Raw genomic sequence first — 16005 nt, forward strand, 5'->3', positions numbered from 1 at the left:
ATGACGTTGGTGCACACCGACGATCGCTACCCGACCCGGCTCGCAACCCCGGGTCGACATCAGGACCGCACCGATCCGACCGTATGGGGTGCGGCCGATTCCGAGGAGCTGGCATCCTTCGACGCCAACGGTTTCGGCATGGTCGAGCAGCTGCTGACGCCCACCGAGGTGGACGAGTTCAGCGCCGAAATCGACCGTCTCGCAAATGCTCCGGAGCTGCGCGGTGACGACCGGGTGGTCGTGGAGAAGTCCTCGAATCGGGTGCGCTCGGTGTTCGAGGTTCATCGGCTCAGCGCCGCGATCGCCGATCTGGTGCGCGAATCCCGCGTCGCCGGATTGGCCAGGCAGATGCTCGGCTCCGAGGTGTATATCCATCAGAGCCGGGTCAACTACATGCCCGGCTTCCGCGGCACCGGCTTCTACTGGCATTCGGATTTCGAAACCTGGCATGCCGAGGACGGTATGCCAGCACCGCGCGCGGTCAGCCTCTCGATCGCCCTGACCAACAACTACCCGATCAATGGCAGTCTGATGGTGATGCCGGGCTCGCACCGCACGTTCGTGCCGTGCATCGGCAGCACCCCGGCCGAGCACTATCGGGAGTCGTTGCAGGAACAGGAGATCGGCGTGCCCACCCACGCCGATATCGCGGCGCTCGCGGACCGCTACGGGATCACTCAGTTCACCGGTCCCGCCGGATCGGCCCTGTTGTTCGATTCGAATATCATGCACGGCTCGTCGAACAACATCACCCCGTTTCCGCGTTCGAACATCTTCTTGGTGTTCAACAGCGTGGAGAACACGTTGGTGCAGCCGTTCGCCGCTCCGGCGCCACGCCCGACCTACATCGCCAGCCGCGACTTCACTCCGGTGTAGTTCGTCGCGCGCCGTACGTCATTCGCGCATCAGCGATGGTGCCGACCCGCGTGCGGCGCGCGGCTGGCGCGCTCGGATCCGTCCGAGACCGGTTGCCCGCGTGCGCATTCGGTTGCACTGAGTGTCAGCTGTAGATGTGCAGTGTGACCGTGAGTGTCGCGAGGCGAGTGGCCAGACCGAGTTCGCGAGCGCCGCGCTCGATGTCGTCACGGTTTTCAGCGGGCAGCTTGGCCCACATCTCGCCGAGGCGGACCTGGGTATCGGTGTCGACCCCGGCGAGAACGCGCAGCAGGGTGGGCCTGAGGTGCGCCTTGCTCGCGATCGCGGGTAGCGCGGTCAGCGTTGCTTCGGGCAATTCCAGAAGTCTTGTACCGATGTGGCGTTGGATGTCGAGCTCGGTGCGCTCGACCAGGTTCAGCAGGCCGCGCCACAGTATCGGATCGGTCTGTTCCGCGAGGGCGGCGACCAGTGCCGACATCCCCGCGTTATCGGTGGTGATCGGGTTCGCCGCCATGGTGTCCAGGGCAGATGGGCTCAGATAGGCGGTAAAGCGGAGCAGGTCTTTGATCGCGCCATACTCGATCAAGGTGGTGGCCAGGTCCGTGATGGCTTCGGGCGATCCGATATCGAGCAGGATATCGCCGAGCGCCTCGATCACGTCCTCATCGCAGCGGGCGAAGACCGATACGGCCGCCAGCCGCAGATCGGTCGAACCGGCTAGGACCGTCTCGAGGATGCCCGGCACCCGGTCCAGCGATCCGGATAGCAGTTGGCGCACAATCGCACTGATATTCGAGGCGGAGTAGGCGTAGGCCGCCGAGAGGATGAGCCCGGCGTCGTCCGGCACGCCTGCCTCGATGGCTCGGATCAGCGGCGTGGTGGCGTAGCCAAGGAAAGGACCCGCGGTGACATAGTCTCGGCGGCGCAACAACTCGTTGGCGATGCGCGCGATCGGCTCGGGCGGGGCGATCTCGGCGAGCTTCCCGACGGTATGCGGGTCGATATACGGGGCGCAAGCGGCGGCATATTTCGGATCCAGCATCCCGACGGCTTCCGCCGCCCGCTTCGGATGCGCGATGCCGACCGCCCCCGCCGCGCGTCCGCCCATCAGCGGCGGCACGATCCGCTGCACCAGCGGCAGCGAAATGCTCAATGGAATGATCGGCACCAGCATGCTGATCCGCTTGAAGGTCGCGGCGTGGTCATCGAAGACGACGCGCGCCATGCGCTGTTGCAGTTCGTGCAATTGCTCGGCGCCGAGCCGCTCCAGATGCGTCAAGCGCTCGACGGGGACATCGAGCGTGCGGGCCAGCAGAATGAGCTGTGCTCTGGTCACCAGATCGGGCACACCCTGCATCGACTCGTTCTGCGACGCCGACTTCATCAGCCGAGCCGATTCCCGAACATGATCTTCTTGGCCGCCGTGCGCAGCGGCCAGGGCAGCGCGCCCACCAACCCGTCGACGACCTCGGCGAGCCCGGCCGTCTCGGCCTGACGCGCATCGCGGAACATGCTCAGCAGTTCGGCGGCCTCGGCGTCGGAGAGTTGATCGAGGGCCGCGACCGGGCCGCGCAGTTGGAGTTCGAGATCTGCTCTGGCGGTCATTTTTGCTCCCGGTTTCCACCGCGCGATGACGGTGCACGAAACGTTCTCGATCACATTGTGCAATGCCACATGGCCTGCGGGAATCGGTTCGGTCGCAATGGATATACGGCAACTTTCGGGCAAGCGACGGACACTTGACCTAGGTGTTACCGCTGGGTACAAATGCGTAACAACGCCGTCTCAGTTACACCCGATTCGGCCTACGAGAAATGCACGCAGTTGGTCACGGATGTCATCAATATCGACGCGGAGTTCGAAGTAGCGCGTAAGCCCTATGGGATCTGCTCATGGACCCGCAGACCTACTCCCGGATGTTCCTGGGAATCGGCGTATGCGAGCGGGCCGAGACATCGGATGCGCATCCGGTTCTGCTGATCTGCGGCGGCACGGCGGGAACACCGATCACCGCACCGCCGGTCCGGCTCGTCGTCGGCCAAGAGGGATACACCTTCGAGTTGCAGTGCCCGGGACTCGGCAACTTCGTCGCTGTGCGGTTGCGCGATGCTGACGCCGAGGACCGGACGCGGGTCACAGTCACCTATTTCGGTGCGGGCCGGATCCATCCGGTGATCGCCGAATACGGCAATGCCGCTGTGGTCGATCGGACGCATGGAGAACGTCTTTCCGCGGCCGGTGGAGGAAGCGCTGTCGCATCTGCCGCAGGTCAGTGAGGTCGCGGTGGTCGGTGTGCCGGATCCGGAGTACGACCAGCGCCTGGCCGCGTTCGTGGTCACCAGGGAGGGGTTCGGCCTGGACCGGGATATGGTCTGCAACTACATTCGGCACCGGTTGAGCCGATTCTCGGTGCCGCGCGATGTCACCTTCCTGGACGCCTTGCCGCGCAATGCGACCGGAAAGATACTCGAGCGCACACGGATCCAGCCCGGGTGAATGGCGGCTTGGTGGTCATCGGGCGACAATGCGTTCGAGCGCGGCGAGATCCTGCTCGAGCATCCGGAACAACCAGTAGATGGCGATGAAGGCCAGCGCGCTGCCGACACAGAGCACGCGCACCGCGACGATGACCGCCGGTATGTCCATGGCGGGAATGAACGTCGCGCCCGCGACGCCCAGCAGTGGTACGGCGGCGGCGATGGCGAGGAAATAGGTGCTTTGGCGGTCGAGTTGGCGCAGTTGTGCGTCGTCGGCGGCGCCGCGTCCGCCGTGCGGAAGGAACATCGGATAGATGCTGCGCACGGCATAGAAATTGACCAGGAAATACGGGTAGGCCATGGCGATCGCGCCGCAGACGATCTGGGTGATGAAGAAGTGCACATAGGCCTGGGCGGTGAGGTGGTTGCCCGAGACCCGCACCGAAACCGGGACGACGACACCGGACAGCACCCATAGCGCGAAGCAGGTCAACACAGTTCGGCGGCCGAGTTGCAGTGTGTCGGTGCGGGCTCTGGCCAACGTGGGTCCGTCGTAGGACTTGCCCTTGCGTAGCCCACGTGAGACGGACCAGAGATTCACCACCAGCACAATGGTGACAATGCCCCCGATGAGAAAGCAGATGCCGTAAGTGATGACGGCGATCTGATCGAAGCGGTGCTGTGCCTGCTCATCGAGTTTGGCAATGATCAAGGTGCGGTTGTGGTTGTAGCTGTACAGGATTGCCAATGCGTTGGGAACGGCGATGGCCAGCGCCATGATGGGATGCATGAGCGGTCGGGCGCGTAGCCGCCAACTGTGCGGCGGCGGGTCGACCAGATCGCGGGCGCGCGCGTCGAGACTGACATCGAACTGCTGGGCCATATCCGCCCCGCGCGCCCACCTCCGTTCGGGGTCCGGTTCGAGGGCACGGACCAGCGCGCGGCGCAGCGCGGCCGGACAGTCGGCCGGAAGATCCTGGTACGGCAGCGATTGCGGGCTGCCCGAGCGGCGCTCCAACATGCCGTCGAGCGTGGTGCGGTCACCGCCGGTCACCATCTTGTCATCGAAAGGCTTACTGCCGGTGAGCAATTCCCACAGCATGACCGCGAGTGCGTAGAGGTCGCTGCGAGTGTCCAGGTCGGCGGCCGTCGTCGATTTGTCCGGATGTACGGCGGCCAGCTGCTCCGGTGACATGTAGGCCAGGGAACCGCCGAAGTAGGCGACCGGGCTGTCACCGGAGACATTGCCGCTGAAGCTGATATTGAAATCGGCGAGTTTCGGAATGCCCTCGGCGGTCAGCAGCACATTGGCCGGTTTGATATCGCGGTGCAGTACACCGGAGCGTCCGGCGTAGTCCAGCGCCAAGGCGAGTCTGCGCCCGAGCCAGGCGATGGTCTCCGGCCAGGACAGTGTGGCCAATTCGGCGCGCACCGCGGATTCGGTGGGCTGGATCTCGCCCTTATCGGCGAGTACGGAGTCGATGACATCGAGCAGGAGTGCGCCGCTGCGCTCGGCTTCCGGAGTATTGCGCACCCGCTCCAGCACCGTGAACAGCGTGCCGCCCGGCACGTATTGCATATAGAGCAGCCGCAGCCGACGGCTCTGCAGAACCCGCTGGTCGAAGACCCGCACAATGTAGTCGTGGTCGAGCTGGGCCAGGGTCTGCGGTTCGGCACCCTTGTCCTGGGAGATCTTCACCGCGACGAGCCGCTGCATCGAACGCTGTCTGGCCAGGAAGACCCGTGCGAAGGCGCCACGGCCCAGGCTGGTCATCAGGTCGAAATCGTCGATCTTCTGGCCGACATCGATCTCGTCGAGATTCACCGGATCGGCGGAGACCGCCAGCAGTGTGCTGCGGTAGTCGTCGGTGGCCAACATCTGCGAGAGTTGCTCGGCCTGTTCCGGGTAGGCGGCGGTGTATTCCTCGACGGCTACCGAGCTGCCCGCACGCCTGCGGACGTGGAACTCCTCATAGATGAGATCGGGCGGCAGCGGCCAGGTACGCAATTCCGGCAGGTCGTCGACGTATTCGGCAAGACGCTTCGGTTCGGTGCCACGCATCCAGCGGTTCGCCAGATCGACCTTGATCAGCTCGATCAGCGACACCCGGCGGATGGCGGGGGAGTCCGGCAGGTAGGCCGATAGATCCGGAGGCGCGGCGGCCATCCGCCAGGCCTCGGCGAACCGCTCGACGACCTCGGCGACGCCGCGTGAACCACCCGGCGAGCGGTCCGGAGCGACCGTCGCCCCCGGAACCGGCGGAGCGGGGTGCGCCATCTGCGCATCGTATCCCCGCCGATACCCTGGAGGCTCCGAGTTGGGCAAGTGGTTCGCCAGCTCGACAGGGGCGCAATGTCGGCGGGATTCTGTCGGTGGTACAGCTGGCCACCTCGAATTCCGCTGGCACTCAGCCGGAATTGACCGATTGATCGGGTTTCCCGGTCTGTTCCTCGGCCACGCAGGTGCGCCAGGCACTGGCCTCGGTGTGATTGCCCTGACGTTCGAGCAGTTCGGCAAGCCCGACCATGGCGCGCAGTTCCCGTCGATCGGCGGCAGTGCGCCACCAGCGTTCGGCATCACCGAGCTCACCGCGGCGGAACAAGACAACTCCGAGGTCATAGGCCGCCCCGGCGTGTCCGGCATCGGCGGCCTGCGCCCACAGCCCGCAGGCCTGATCCTCCTCACCGCGCCCGAACATCGCGACGCCGAGATCGTAGAGGGCAGTGCGATATCCGGGGTCCCCATCCCCGGTGGGCTGCTGTCGCGGCTCGGACCGCGGCGGCTCTGTCACCTGGTTGCGGCCGGCATCCGCGGCTGCCGATTCCCGCGTCTCTGGAGACCGAGCGGGCATTATGTCCGTAACCTCTGTTGGCGGTTCCGCTGACCGGGCTGTGGACGGCAGTTCCGCCAACCGGGCCAGCGCGGGCTGCAATGGTGCGGTTTGCTCCGCGTCCGGGATCTCGGGCCGGGCGAACGCTGTTTGCGGCGGCTCCGGGAACCGGACCAATTCGAGGTCCGGGGGTGTCGGCTGCGGCTCTGAGAACCGAGGCTGCTCGGATTCGGCGGCCATCGTTGGCTGTGCGGCGGTCGGTATCGACTGTGCGGCGGGGGATTCGACAGGCCGCGTCTGCTCCGGTGCCGGAATGTTGGGAGCGAAGGGGGGCGGGGTTGGCACCAAGACGCCGGGGACGTTGGCGGTGTCGATCTCGACTACGAGATTGGCGAAGTTGGGTGGGCCCTCACCGACACTGCACCAGAGGATGAGTCGGCCGGTCGGAGGCTGTTCGATGAGGATGCCATAGTTGCCGCTCCAGGATTTCTGCTGGCCGTAGGCGTCCACCCAGACGGGAGTGAGAGAGAACAGGGCGCCCGGATCGGTCGGGATCACTTCGAAACTCACGCCCGCGGCTAGGGCATCACTCCAGACATCGACACCGGCGAGGCGTCGGCCATCGATGCCGATATGCCCATCTATCACCGATAGCCCGATTCCGTGGCCGCGCAGCCCTGCCGGTGGTGCGGCGGACAACAGGGCCATGGTGACCAGGATCGGTGCGGGCCCGACCTGCTCGGTGTACATCGGGTAGACGAGACTGCCGTTCCAGGTGATCGGCTCGGCGGAGCGGTAGCGGGCGGCCAGTGGTAGGTTCTCCGGCGAATTCTGGGCATACCAGTGCGAATACGGCTGATTCATATCGCGCCCCGACTTTCCACCGATGCTTCCTCGCCCCTGTCTACGCGGTCCGGCCGGTAATACCGTACTCGTCTCCTATCCGGTCGGCGCCTCAATCCCGAGAGGACCGCATATGGTCCCTCCGGACCTCGGCGCCGAGTAGTTCCTCGCCTGTTCTGGTACCCATTTCGAGTTCGTCGAAAGCCTGCACGAGTCTGCGTTCCTCCCAATGGAAATGCGAGTCCAGGATGGCGGCCAGGCCGTCGAGTTCGCGCCGTACGGTATCGGAATTATCCGGCCCGATCGAGTCGAGCAGTTCGGTCAGCCTGCGCAGGATATCGGCCACCAGTTGGTGGTCCGCACGCAGTTCCGCCAGTACCGGCGCCAGCTCCGGAAACTGCCCAGCAAGCGCCGGGAAGCCCGCGTCGTCTTCGCCGGTGTGGTGTCGGGTCAGCGCGGCGCAGAATGCGGTGCAGTGCGCGCGAAGTTGCGTCGGCCGCAGATCGGAACCCGCTGCATAGGCGGTGATGTCGGCGCGGATTCGGGCGAGTTCGGTGCGGAGCCAGTGGTGGATCGCCACCAGTTCCTGTCCGAGGGCGCGCGCCCGGCTCGCGTCGAGATGGCTTGCTGCCATGGATCGTCTCTCGATCGAGGAAGCCGCACGCGACGGGCGGCTCCGCAAGGAAGGGTGGGGATGCGTAGGGCTTCGACGCCCGGCTCTACCTCAGTGAGAGCGTGACTGTGGACGCACGGCGGACTCCTCGATCACGGTGCCTCCATGCCGATCGCCGTCCACCCGGCGCCGTCACGCGACACATCCACGATCTTGCACCTGCACAGGGCGTCGATCAACTCGGGTACGTCTCGGAAGATGTTGCAGGCCATGCGAAGTTGCGGTTCGTGCCAGAACCGATGGTGGGAATTTATATGTGACCCACAGTTACATATAAATCAGATTCTGTGGAATCGCGTGCCAGAGTGGCGATGGCGATGATGCTACCCGATGCCAGGCCGCGATGTGACGCGACCGCGAATCATGGTCGCACTCCCGGGCTCATGCCACCAGCGGGGGGAGGGAACCCGAGGCGGCGTAGGGGAATTCGGCCCACGGATCGGCGGGATTCGTGGGCCGAGTCGCCAGCCGAGGTGTCAGACGCCGACCGCCTCTTCCATTTCCGCTTCGGCCTCCACCAGTCGCTGCGCACGCTCAGGCCCGGCCGGAGCATGGGAGGTGCGGCGTTCGTATCCGGCGGCCACCACCAGTAGCACCGCGCCGACCGCGAGCCACACGAACAGACTGACGATGCGACTCGCGAAACCCGCACCGCCATCGAAGTACAACAGGCTACGCGCCCCCTCCACGAACCCCGCGCCGTTCCAGAACGCGTGCAGCGAACCGAAGAAACCGTTCTGCAGCTCGGGACGGTAGATGCCACCGGAGGTGGTGAAGTTGAGCATGACGAACAGCACCATCAGTGCGAGGGTGGTCCAGCGCTTCAGGAAGGTGTGCAGTCCGATGCCGACGGCGATGATGCCCGCCGAGTACAACCAACCCATGGCCCAGATCGCCGCGTAGTCGTGGTCGACGATGTGGAATACGGGTCCGGCCACCGCGATTCCGATAATGCTGACGGCGAGTGAGGTGGTCAGCCCGATCACCGCACGCACTCGCATGGACAGCCCGGCACCGGCCGCGCCGATCGCGGCGACACTGCCGTAGGAGCCGATGCTCAGCGCGACGAGCAGGAAGAACAGGCCCTGTCCGGTGGGATCGCCACTGGCGGTGGGGGCGATATTGGTGACCGTCATCGGCATGCCCCGCGCACCGGCGACCTGCCGGAACACCAGCTCTACGGCCATGGCAGTGGTATCGGAATTGGCCTTGGCGACAAGCAGTTCCGGTTGCTGCGCATCGGGAACGTAAGCACCGGAGAGGGTGCGGTCGCGCAGTTGAGCCGTGGCGTCGTCGCGGCTGGGCAGCGTGATCACCTCGAGCGCGTCGCCCGCCGTGTCCTTCATGGTCTGGGCGAGCACCATGTCCTGCGCGGCTGTGCCGACCACCGCCACCTTCAGATGGTTGGGCTCGGGCTGATGAAACGCACCCAGGTAGGCCAGGGCCATGCCGAGGCACATCAGCAGTGGGGTCAGCAGGTGTCCGGCGACATGTCGTAGCTGGTGCGAGCGCATGAGGGTCAACTCCAAATAGTTGGTAAATACAACCGTCACTGTTGTAACATACAACTGATGTATCATGCAACCATGACCTCGGAACCGCGCACCGCGGCGATCCACACCATTCAGCGCGAACTGACCGCCTTCGCGCGGCGCGCCCGCGGCCGCGCCTCGGAGCTGCATCCGGAGCTATCGCTGGTCGCCTTCAGCATTCTGGACCTGGTCATCGAGCGCGACGGCTGTCAGGCGACCGATGTCGCCGACCATTTCGTCCTCGATAAATCCACGGTCAGCCGACAGGTCGGCGCGCTGGAGCGGCTGGGATATCTGACCCGGGAGGTCGATCCGGAGAACCGCCGCAACCACATCCTGCAGCCGACGGCAGAGGGGCGACGAGTCGCGGGGGCGGCCGAGCAGCGTCGCCATCGAGAGTTCGCCGAAAGACTGACGGCATGGGAGGACGCCGACATCCGCCGGTTCGCCGAGTATCTGGTTCGCTACAACACCGGGCGATAGCCGCGCGAATTACCGAGCCGCACAGCGTAATTGCACTAACCCCCACCGCCAAACCAAGCGCTTGCTACGCTCACTCGATGATCCCCACGATCGTCTGGGGCACCGGCAATGTCGGCCGTGCGGCCATCCGCGCCGTCGACGCGCACCCGGCGCTGGAACTCACGGGCGTGCTCGTCCACAATGCCGATAAGGTCGGCCGCGACGCGGGTCCGCTCGCCGGGCTCGACTACGACCTCGGCGTCACGGCGACCGCCGATATCGAGGCGGCCCTCGCCGCCGGACCTCGGGCCGTCGTGTACGCGGCCTCGGGCGATATCCGCCCCGATGACGCACTCGCCGACATCATCCGAGCCATCGAAGCCGGAGCGGTGGTCGTCACCCCCGCGCTCTACGCGCTCTACGACCCGTCCAGTGCCCCGCCCGAGGTGCGCGATCCAGTACTGGCCGCGGTCGCGCGGGGCGGCGGGTCGCTGTTCGTGTCCGGCGTCGATCCCGGCTGGGGGAATGACGTGCTGCCGCTGCTGATGAGCGGATTGGGCAGCACCGTCGAGATGATCCGCTGCCAGGAAATCTTCGACTACACCACCTACGACCAGCCCGATTCGGTCCGCTATCTGGTCGGGATGGGGCAGCCGATGGACTACCTGCCGCCGATGGTGGCACCGCGCGTCCCGACCATGGTGTGGGGCGGGCAGATTCGGTTGATGGCGCGGGCGCTCGGCGTCGAACTCGACGAGATTGGGGAAACCCTGGACCGGCGCGCGCTCGACGCCACCGTCAGCACCGAACGGATGGGTGATTTCGAAGCGGGTACCCAGGGCGCGGTGCGATTCGAGGTGCAGGGGATCGTCGAGGGTGAACCTCGGATCGTTATCGAACACGTCACCCGGATCCACCCGTCCTGCGCACCGGACTGGCCGACACCACCCGACGGGGAGGGTGCGCACCGCGTGATCATCGAGGGCCATCCACGCATCGAGATCACCATCGAGGCCGCCGACGAGGACGGAAACCGTTCCGCTGGCGGCAATGCCACCGCGGTCGGCCGACTGGTGAATGCCATCGACTGGCTCGTCGATGCCGAACCCGGACTCTATGACGCGCTCGATGTCCCACTGCGCCCCGCAGTCGGCAAGCTCGGAAGGAAGCACCCATGATCATCGACATTCCCGAAGGCAAGGACCCGATCGGCTACGTCTGGGGCGAGATGGTGCCCGGTATCGGCCTGGCCGCCTCCAACTTCTCCCTGTCGGTGTACTCGCATTCGACCCTCGGACTGCGCGAATTCGAGGCGGCGCGACTAAAGATCGCCCAGGTCAACGGCTGCATCTTCTGCCTGGACTGGCGCACCGAGCGCGACGGTCAGAAGGTGGAGCCGGAGTTCGCGGACGCGGTGACCAACTGGCGCACCACCGACTTGTTCGATGAGCGCACCCGGCTGGCCGCCGAATACGCCGAACGCTACGCCACCGATCACCACAATCTGGACGAGGAGTTCTGGGACCGCATGCGGGCGCACTACAGCCAGACCGAAATAGTCGAGCTGAGCATGAGCATCGGATCATGGCTGGCCTTCGGGCGACTCAACCATGTGCTCGGCCTGGACGCGGTCTGCGTATTGCCCGGACATTCGTCATAGGCATGTCCCGCAGATAAATCGGTTCCCAGTGGCACTGACCTTTTGGACCGGTCTCAGTCCAGCGGCTCCCACTGGACCTGGTCGAGGCGGCTCCACTCGTCACTGGCCCAGTCCCAAATGAGCTGGGCAACGGTCGCGCCGTCGGTCATTGTGGTCCCGAGGCGTCGGTCGCGAACAGGATGGTGGAGTTCAACGGTGTAGTCGGTGGGGGAGTTGCGGTAAGTCTGAATGAAACTCCTTGTGCCATTTCGCTTTTCGGCGATCAGGCATGGTATGGCGGCCAGCAGATGGAGTTGGCGGACCCAGTCGAAGACATCGCGTTGGGTAAGGGAGGAATATTTGCGCTCACCGCCGATATCTACCAGGACGAAGCGGCGGATTTCGGGGCTGGTCAAGGTATTGGCCCGCGCATCGTAGATTTCGTACGCGAAACCCGTAATGAGGGCTTCGATGAGCTCGCGAACGCGTGGCTCCGCGTAGTCCTTCGCGGAGCCACGCGTTCTTCGGCGGTCCACGCTATCGGCCGCGGTCACCCGCACCGCATCGCCCGCCGCCTCGATCCGCAGTCTCGCATGCGATGCGGCGGCCGGAATTCGGCTGTTCCACCCGTGCAGTCCGGCGATGACGGTCCGATAGAGATGGTCGTCCGCGGGTTGCCCGCGCCGCGACCGAAAGTACGGAAGTACGTCCCCCGGCGATGCCGCCGCGCCTGCCGGTAGCACCACGAACTCATAACTCATCCAACCAATTTAGCTCGGCTGCCGCCCCATTCGCCCTGCATACCGCACGGTCTGCGCGGCTCCGGCTTGATAGGCAAGTAAATACTTGCCTATAGTGGGGAGCGTGAGCACCGGCCCGGCAGGCGATGTATTCAAGGCATTGGCCGACCCCACGCGCCGCGCGATCCTCGACGAGCTGGCCGATCGCGACGGCCAGACGTTATTCGAGCTCTGCACCCGGCTCACCATGGGCCATCAGCTCACCTCGAGCAGGCAGGCGGTCTCGCAGCATCTGGATGTGCTCGCGGCCGCCGGTCTGGTGACCACCCGCCGGGACGGCCGGTACAAGTTCCACCATCTGAATCGAGAACCACTGCGGCGGCTCACCCACCGCTGGCTCCAGGAGGAAGAATGATCCGCATCAATGTCACCAGTGTCCTGGTCGACGATCAGGACAAGGCGTTGCGCTTCTACACCGAAGTGCTCGGCTTCGTGAAGAAGACCGAGGTTCCGCTCGGCGAGGCGCGCTGGCTGACCGTCACCTCGCAGCAGGACCCCGACGGCGTCGAATTGCTCCTGGAGCCCGACGGGCATCCGGCGGTCGGACCGTTCAAGAAGGCGCTGGTCGAGGACGGGATTCCGTACACATCGTTCGCGGTGGACGATCTGCACGCCGAGTACGACCGGTTGCTCGGGCTCGGCGTGCGGTTCACCCAGGAACCGCTCGATCACGGACCGGTCATCACCGCGGTACTCGATGACACGTGCGGCAATCTGATTCAGATCGCTCAGCACAAGGCCTGAGGCTCAAGCCGATTGGTGTGCCGGGAACAGCGCGTCGGCGAGCAGATCCAATTGGCGGCGGGCATCGAGTGATCCGATGCGCAGCACCAGATGCGACGCACCGGCGTCGAGGTATCGGCCGAGCCACTGCACACATTCCTCGGCCGAGCCGCCGAAATAGGCTTGGATCATCGACATTTCGTCCAGGGATCGGCGGTAGTACTGGCGCACGTAGCCGTCGAGTTCGGCACGCGCGGCCGCGGCGTCCGGGTCGATATTGATCGTGGCGTAGAGGCCGGGAGTAATCGTGCGGGTGGCCTTTTCGCGGATCGTCGTCCACGCGCGGGCATAGGCATCCGGATCCGGTAGGAACGGCAGCCAGCCGTCGTAGTGCCGGGCCACCCGTTCCAGCACTCGCGGTGTGTCGCTGCCCGCCAGCCAGAGCGGGGGACCTGCCGGGCTCGCGGCGGGGAGCGTGCGGGACAGGTCATCGAGTTGCCAGTACCGGCCGTCGAAATCGGTTGCGCCGGACCAACTCCGCCGCCAGATGGTGACCGTCTCGTCGAGTCGGCCCACGCGCGTGGTGAAAGGAACACCGACAGCATCGAATTCGTCCTGGCTCTCGGGCACCGGGAATCCGGCGCCGAGCCCGAGAATCAATCGGCCGTTGCTGATCTGGTCGATCGTGGCGGCGGTGTGCGCGCCGAGCAGCGGATGACGCAATGTCGCGGTCAACGCGGCGGTGCCGAGTCGTACCCGCGAGGTGGTCGCGGCGACGGCGGCCAGCAGCGGCAGCGGATCGACCCGCGTGCGGGCCAATGGGGAATCACCGATCCACACCGAGTCGAACCCGGCATCCTCGGCGGCCTGGGCAAAGCGGACAAGTCCAGCAGCGTCGTGGTCGCCGGTCATGGCGGTTTCGCGGCTGGGCAGAAGAACCCCGATCCGAGTCATACCGGCGATCTTCGGACGGTCCCGAGTCGGGGTCAATTACCCCGAAGGTAAGCGCCTACCGCGGTTCCAGCTCGGATTGGACGAGATCATCCGGGAAGGCGTACCGGCGGAACGCCCAGTATCGGAATGCCATGGCGAGCAAGACGCCGAGGATCTGGCCCGTAATGAAATTCGATACCGCCTGCGTGACCGGGCTGACATGCGGCACCCGGATATCGAGCACATACAGCGCCACCGCCTGCGGCAAGAGGGTGACACCGATGCCGAGCGCGCTGATGGCGAAGAACAGGGCCGCCTCATGATGTCGTTCCCGGCCACCCCTGGTTCGGAACGACCATTCCCGATTGAGCACATACGACACGATGGTGGCGATCAGCACGCCGAGAACGCGCGCCGTGAGTGGCTTTTCGCCGAGCACGGTCAGCTTGAGTGCGTACACGATGCCGGTGTCGATGAACCAGGTGATCCCGCCGACCACCGCGAACTTCAGTAGTTCGCGACGCTCGATCAGATAGGACCGATACGGCTCCGGAATACGGTCGAGAGCTGGCTGGACGAAGGACACGCCCCGCACTATATCCAGCACATGCACCACCTCGCGTTCTCAACCGACAGGTCGGACGGTATTAACACCAGCATGCACGCTCGGGCACCGCTTGGTCGACGTGCACCTGGTGCCACGCCTAGGCGGCCCCCGTGCGAAGCGATGAATAACTCCGTCGACACCGCGCCGCGCGGCGGCCTACCGTGGCGGTCATGCCGGAACCACCCCGCCGCACCGATACCGTGCTGCTCCGGGGGCACAGGCGTCGGATGAGCAGGCGGTGCGCGCGGCGCACACGGAGTTGGCGGAATGCGGGTTCGACTTCGCGCTCGGTCTCGTGCCCGGCACGACCTGGTCGCGTTACCTGTCCACGCTGGAAAAGAGCCGCATCGGTGCCGGTCACCACCCGGCATAGTGCCTGAGACCTTCCTCGTCGCCACCGTCGACGACGAGCTCCTCGGACGCGCCTCGGTCCGGCATACCGTGAATCCCGTTCGGCGCGCCGCCACGGCCACATCGGGTACGCCGGCCTGTGTCGATTCCGCGGTCGCGGTTACGGCACCGCGATCCTGCGCGCCAGCGTTCCTGTCGCCCGCGGCCTCGATGTGGATCGAATCCTTGTCACTTGCGCCGACCCCAACGCCGCTTCCGCACGCATTGTGGAATCCTGCGGCGGGAGCTCGACTCGATCGAGCCCGGGACCGCCGGCACATTGTTACGCCGGTACTGGATCGGCTGAGTCTCCTACCGCGCGCACGCCGCGCATCCAGGCCGCCGCCGTGGCAGTGTGTGCTATCGGATCAGTTCATTGCCGAAAGGGGAGTGCTCATGGCCGGCAATTCCACGGTCGTGCTGACCGCGGGGAAAGCGGAGCTGACAATTGATCCGCAGGACGGCGGACGCCTGACCAGTCTGCGGATCAGTGGCCTCGAGCTACTGCGACAGGCTCCCCGCTATGGCGCGTTCCCCATGGTTCCCTGGTGCGGGCGGATGGGGCTGGGCCAGTTCCGAAATGGCGGCACAGTCCACCAAATGCCCATCAATGCTGCCCCGCACGCCATCCACGGCACCGGTCGCGACACCGCCTGGCGCGTATTCAGCGCCAGCGAGACCTCCGCCGCACTGAGCTACGACCTCACCGCCCCATGGCCCTACCCCGGCCGAGTCACCCAGCTGATCGAACTCAGCCCGGACTCGGTCACCCTCACGATGCGTGTCGAAGCGGCCGCCGACGCCTTCCCCGCCCAAGTCGGCTGGCACCCCTGGTTCCTCCGAAACCTCGGCTCCGGCAACGACGTTGAGCTCGACTTCACTCCCGCCTGGCAAGAAGAACGCGGCCCCGACTACCTTCCCGATGGCCGCCGCATCGCCCCGCAGCCCGGCCCCTGGGACGACTGTTTCGCCATGCCCACCGGCACCACCGTCACCCTCACCTGGCCCCACGCCCTGGCGCTGACAATCACCAGCCCCGCGCACTGGGTGGTCATCTTCGACCAACAACCCGAAGCCGTCTGCGTAGAACCCCAATCCGGCCCACCCAACGGCCTGAACACCCACCCCGACCCCGTAACCCCCACCACGCCCCTGGAACTCTCGACCACCTGGACCTGGCAATTCCTCACCTAGACAAGGGATTACGCGCCGGAATCCC

At 65.5% G+C, this 16005-nt stretch carries 17 protein-coding genes and 2 pseudogenes; 10 read left to right on the top strand and 9 right to left on the bottom strand.

Annotated elements, in window-relative coordinates:
- Positions 1 to 876 carry an ectoine hydroxylase gene (gene thpD / locus ACQP2D_RS19710; RefSeq protein WP_433685167.1) on the top strand — a complete coding sequence of 292 codons (876 nt, stop codon included), beginning with the start codon at positions 1 to 3 and terminating at the stop codon, positions 874 to 876.
- A gap of 124 nt (positions 877 to 1000) precedes the next feature.
- On the opposite strand, the gene ACQP2D_RS19715 is transcribed toward thpD, so the two are convergent.
- Together ACQP2D_RS19715 and ACQP2D_RS19720 are read right to left on the bottom strand one after the other, a co-directional pair.
- Entirely contained in the window at positions 1001 to 2260 is a 1260-nt protein-coding gene (locus tag ACQP2D_RS19715) for a hypothetical protein (protein WP_433685168.1), read from the bottom strand.
- On the bottom strand, positions 2260 to 2481 hold the full coding sequence (locus tag ACQP2D_RS19720; protein ID WP_433685169.1) for a hypothetical protein: 222 nt from the start codon (positions 2479 to 2481) through the stop codon (positions 2260 to 2262). The genes ACQP2D_RS19715 and ACQP2D_RS19720 overlap by 1 nt, the downstream gene beginning before the upstream one ends.
- Before the next feature lie 287 nt (positions 2482 to 2768).
- Here ACQP2D_RS19720 and ACQP2D_RS19725 point away from each other — a divergent pair, with 287 nt between their 5' ends.
- Together ACQP2D_RS19725 and ACQP2D_RS19730 are read left to right on the top strand one after the other, a co-directional pair.
- A complete protein-coding gene (locus tag ACQP2D_RS19725) occupies positions 2769 to 3152 on the top strand; it encodes a hypothetical protein (protein WP_433685170.1) in 384 nt (127 codons plus the stop codon).
- A pseudogene (locus tag ACQP2D_RS19730) lies at positions 3094 to 3372 on the top strand (AMP-binding enzyme); the annotation flags it as partial. The gene ACQP2D_RS19725 and the pseudogene ACQP2D_RS19730, both read left to right, overlap by 59 nt.
- Positions 3373 to 3387: 15 nt before the next feature.
- On the opposite strand, the gene ACQP2D_RS19735 reads toward ACQP2D_RS19730, so the two are convergent.
- From ACQP2D_RS19735 to ACQP2D_RS19750, 4 genes are all read right to left on the bottom strand, one after another.
- The gene (locus ACQP2D_RS19735) at positions 3388 to 5631 is read right to left on the bottom strand and encodes a serine/threonine-protein kinase (RefSeq protein ID WP_433685171.1); all 2244 of its coding nucleotides are present in this window, start codon (positions 5629 to 5631) and stop codon (positions 3388 to 3390) included.
- A 130-nt stretch (positions 5632 to 5761) separates the two neighbouring features.
- Positions 5762 to 7048 (bottom strand): hypothetical protein, encoded by a 1287-nt coding sequence (locus ACQP2D_RS19740; protein ID WP_433685172.1) that lies wholly within the window; start codon positions 7046 to 7048, stop codon positions 5762 to 5764.
- 91 nt (positions 7049 to 7139) lie between these two features.
- Positions 7140 to 7661 carry a hemerythrin domain-containing protein gene (locus ACQP2D_RS19745; RefSeq protein WP_433685173.1) on the bottom strand — a complete coding sequence of 174 codons (522 nt, stop codon included), beginning with the start codon at positions 7659 to 7661 and terminating at the stop codon, positions 7140 to 7142.
- Between the two features lie 515 nt (positions 7662 to 8176).
- A complete protein-coding gene (locus ACQP2D_RS19750) occupies positions 8177 to 9253 on the bottom strand; it encodes a hypothetical protein (RefSeq protein ID WP_433685174.1) in 1077 nt (358 codons plus the stop codon).
- A 33-nt stretch (positions 9254 to 9286) separates the two neighbouring features.
- On the opposite strand from ACQP2D_RS19750, the gene ACQP2D_RS19755 reads away from it, so the two are divergent.
- The 3 genes from ACQP2D_RS19755 to ACQP2D_RS19765 all read left to right on the top strand — a co-directional run bounded on the left by ACQP2D_RS19755 (position 9287) and on the right by ACQP2D_RS19765 (position 11354).
- A complete protein-coding gene (locus ACQP2D_RS19755) occupies positions 9287 to 9715 on the top strand; it encodes a MarR family winged helix-turn-helix transcriptional regulator (RefSeq protein WP_433685175.1) in 429 nt (142 codons plus the stop codon).
- A gap of 77 nt (positions 9716 to 9792) precedes the next feature.
- Positions 9793 to 10872 (top strand): NAD(P)H-dependent amine dehydrogenase family protein, encoded by a 1080-nt coding sequence (locus tag ACQP2D_RS19760; RefSeq protein WP_433685176.1) that lies wholly within the window; start codon positions 9793 to 9795, stop codon positions 10870 to 10872.
- The gene (locus ACQP2D_RS19765; protein ID WP_433685178.1) at positions 10869 to 11354 is read left to right on the top strand and encodes a carboxymuconolactone decarboxylase family protein; all 486 of its coding nucleotides are present in this window, start codon (positions 10869 to 10871) and stop codon (positions 11352 to 11354) included. The genes ACQP2D_RS19760 and ACQP2D_RS19765 overlap by 4 nt, the downstream gene beginning before the upstream one ends.
- A 53-nt stretch (positions 11355 to 11407) precedes the next feature.
- Here ACQP2D_RS19765 and ACQP2D_RS19770 read toward each other — a convergent pair whose 3' ends face one another.
- On the bottom strand, positions 11408 to 12094 hold the full coding sequence (locus ACQP2D_RS19770; RefSeq protein WP_433685179.1) for a hypothetical protein: 687 nt from the start codon (positions 12092 to 12094) through the stop codon (positions 11408 to 11410).
- Between the two features lie 103 nt (positions 12095 to 12197).
- Here ACQP2D_RS19770 and ACQP2D_RS19775 point away from each other — a divergent pair, with 103 nt between their 5' ends.
- Together ACQP2D_RS19775 and ACQP2D_RS19780 are read left to right on the top strand one after the other, a co-directional pair.
- Positions 12198 to 12488 (top strand): ArsR/SmtB family transcription factor, encoded by a 291-nt coding sequence (locus ACQP2D_RS19775; RefSeq protein WP_433685180.1) that lies wholly within the window; start codon positions 12198 to 12200, stop codon positions 12486 to 12488.
- A complete protein-coding gene (locus tag ACQP2D_RS19780) occupies positions 12488 to 12877 on the top strand; it encodes a VOC family protein (RefSeq protein WP_433685709.1) in 390 nt (129 codons plus the stop codon). Before ACQP2D_RS19775 ends, ACQP2D_RS19780 begins: the two co-directional genes overlap by 1 nt.
- Before the next feature lie 3 nt (positions 12878 to 12880).
- On the opposite strand, the gene ACQP2D_RS19785 is transcribed toward ACQP2D_RS19780, so the two are convergent.
- Both ACQP2D_RS19785 and ACQP2D_RS19790 read right to left on the bottom strand, forming a co-directional pair.
- Positions 12881 to 13810, bottom strand: coding sequence for an LLM class flavin-dependent oxidoreductase (locus ACQP2D_RS19785; RefSeq protein ID WP_433685181.1), 930 nt, complete (start codon positions 13808 to 13810; stop codon positions 12881 to 12883).
- Positions 13811 to 13865: 55 nt separating this feature from the next.
- The gene (locus tag ACQP2D_RS19790; protein ID WP_433685182.1) at positions 13866 to 14375 is read right to left on the bottom strand and encodes a GtrA family protein; all 510 of its coding nucleotides are present in this window, start codon (positions 14373 to 14375) and stop codon (positions 13866 to 13868) included.
- 488 nt (positions 14376 to 14863) lie between these two features.
- On the opposite strand from ACQP2D_RS19790, the pseudogene ACQP2D_RS19795 reads away from it, so the two are divergent.
- Positions 14864 to 15238: pseudogene (locus ACQP2D_RS19795) on the top strand (GNAT family N-acetyltransferase); the annotation flags it as partial.
- On the top strand, positions 15183 to 15980 hold the full coding sequence (locus ACQP2D_RS19800; RefSeq protein ID WP_433685183.1) for an aldose 1-epimerase: 798 nt from the start codon (positions 15183 to 15185) through the stop codon (positions 15978 to 15980). The pseudogene ACQP2D_RS19795 and the gene ACQP2D_RS19800, both read left to right, overlap by 56 nt.
- Positions 15981 to 16005 lie beyond the last annotated feature (25 nt).

This window comes from Nocardia sp. CA-119907 (assembly GCF_050955995.1).
Classification (GTDB): Bacteria; Actinomycetota; Actinomycetes; order Mycobacteriales; family Mycobacteriaceae; genus Nocardia.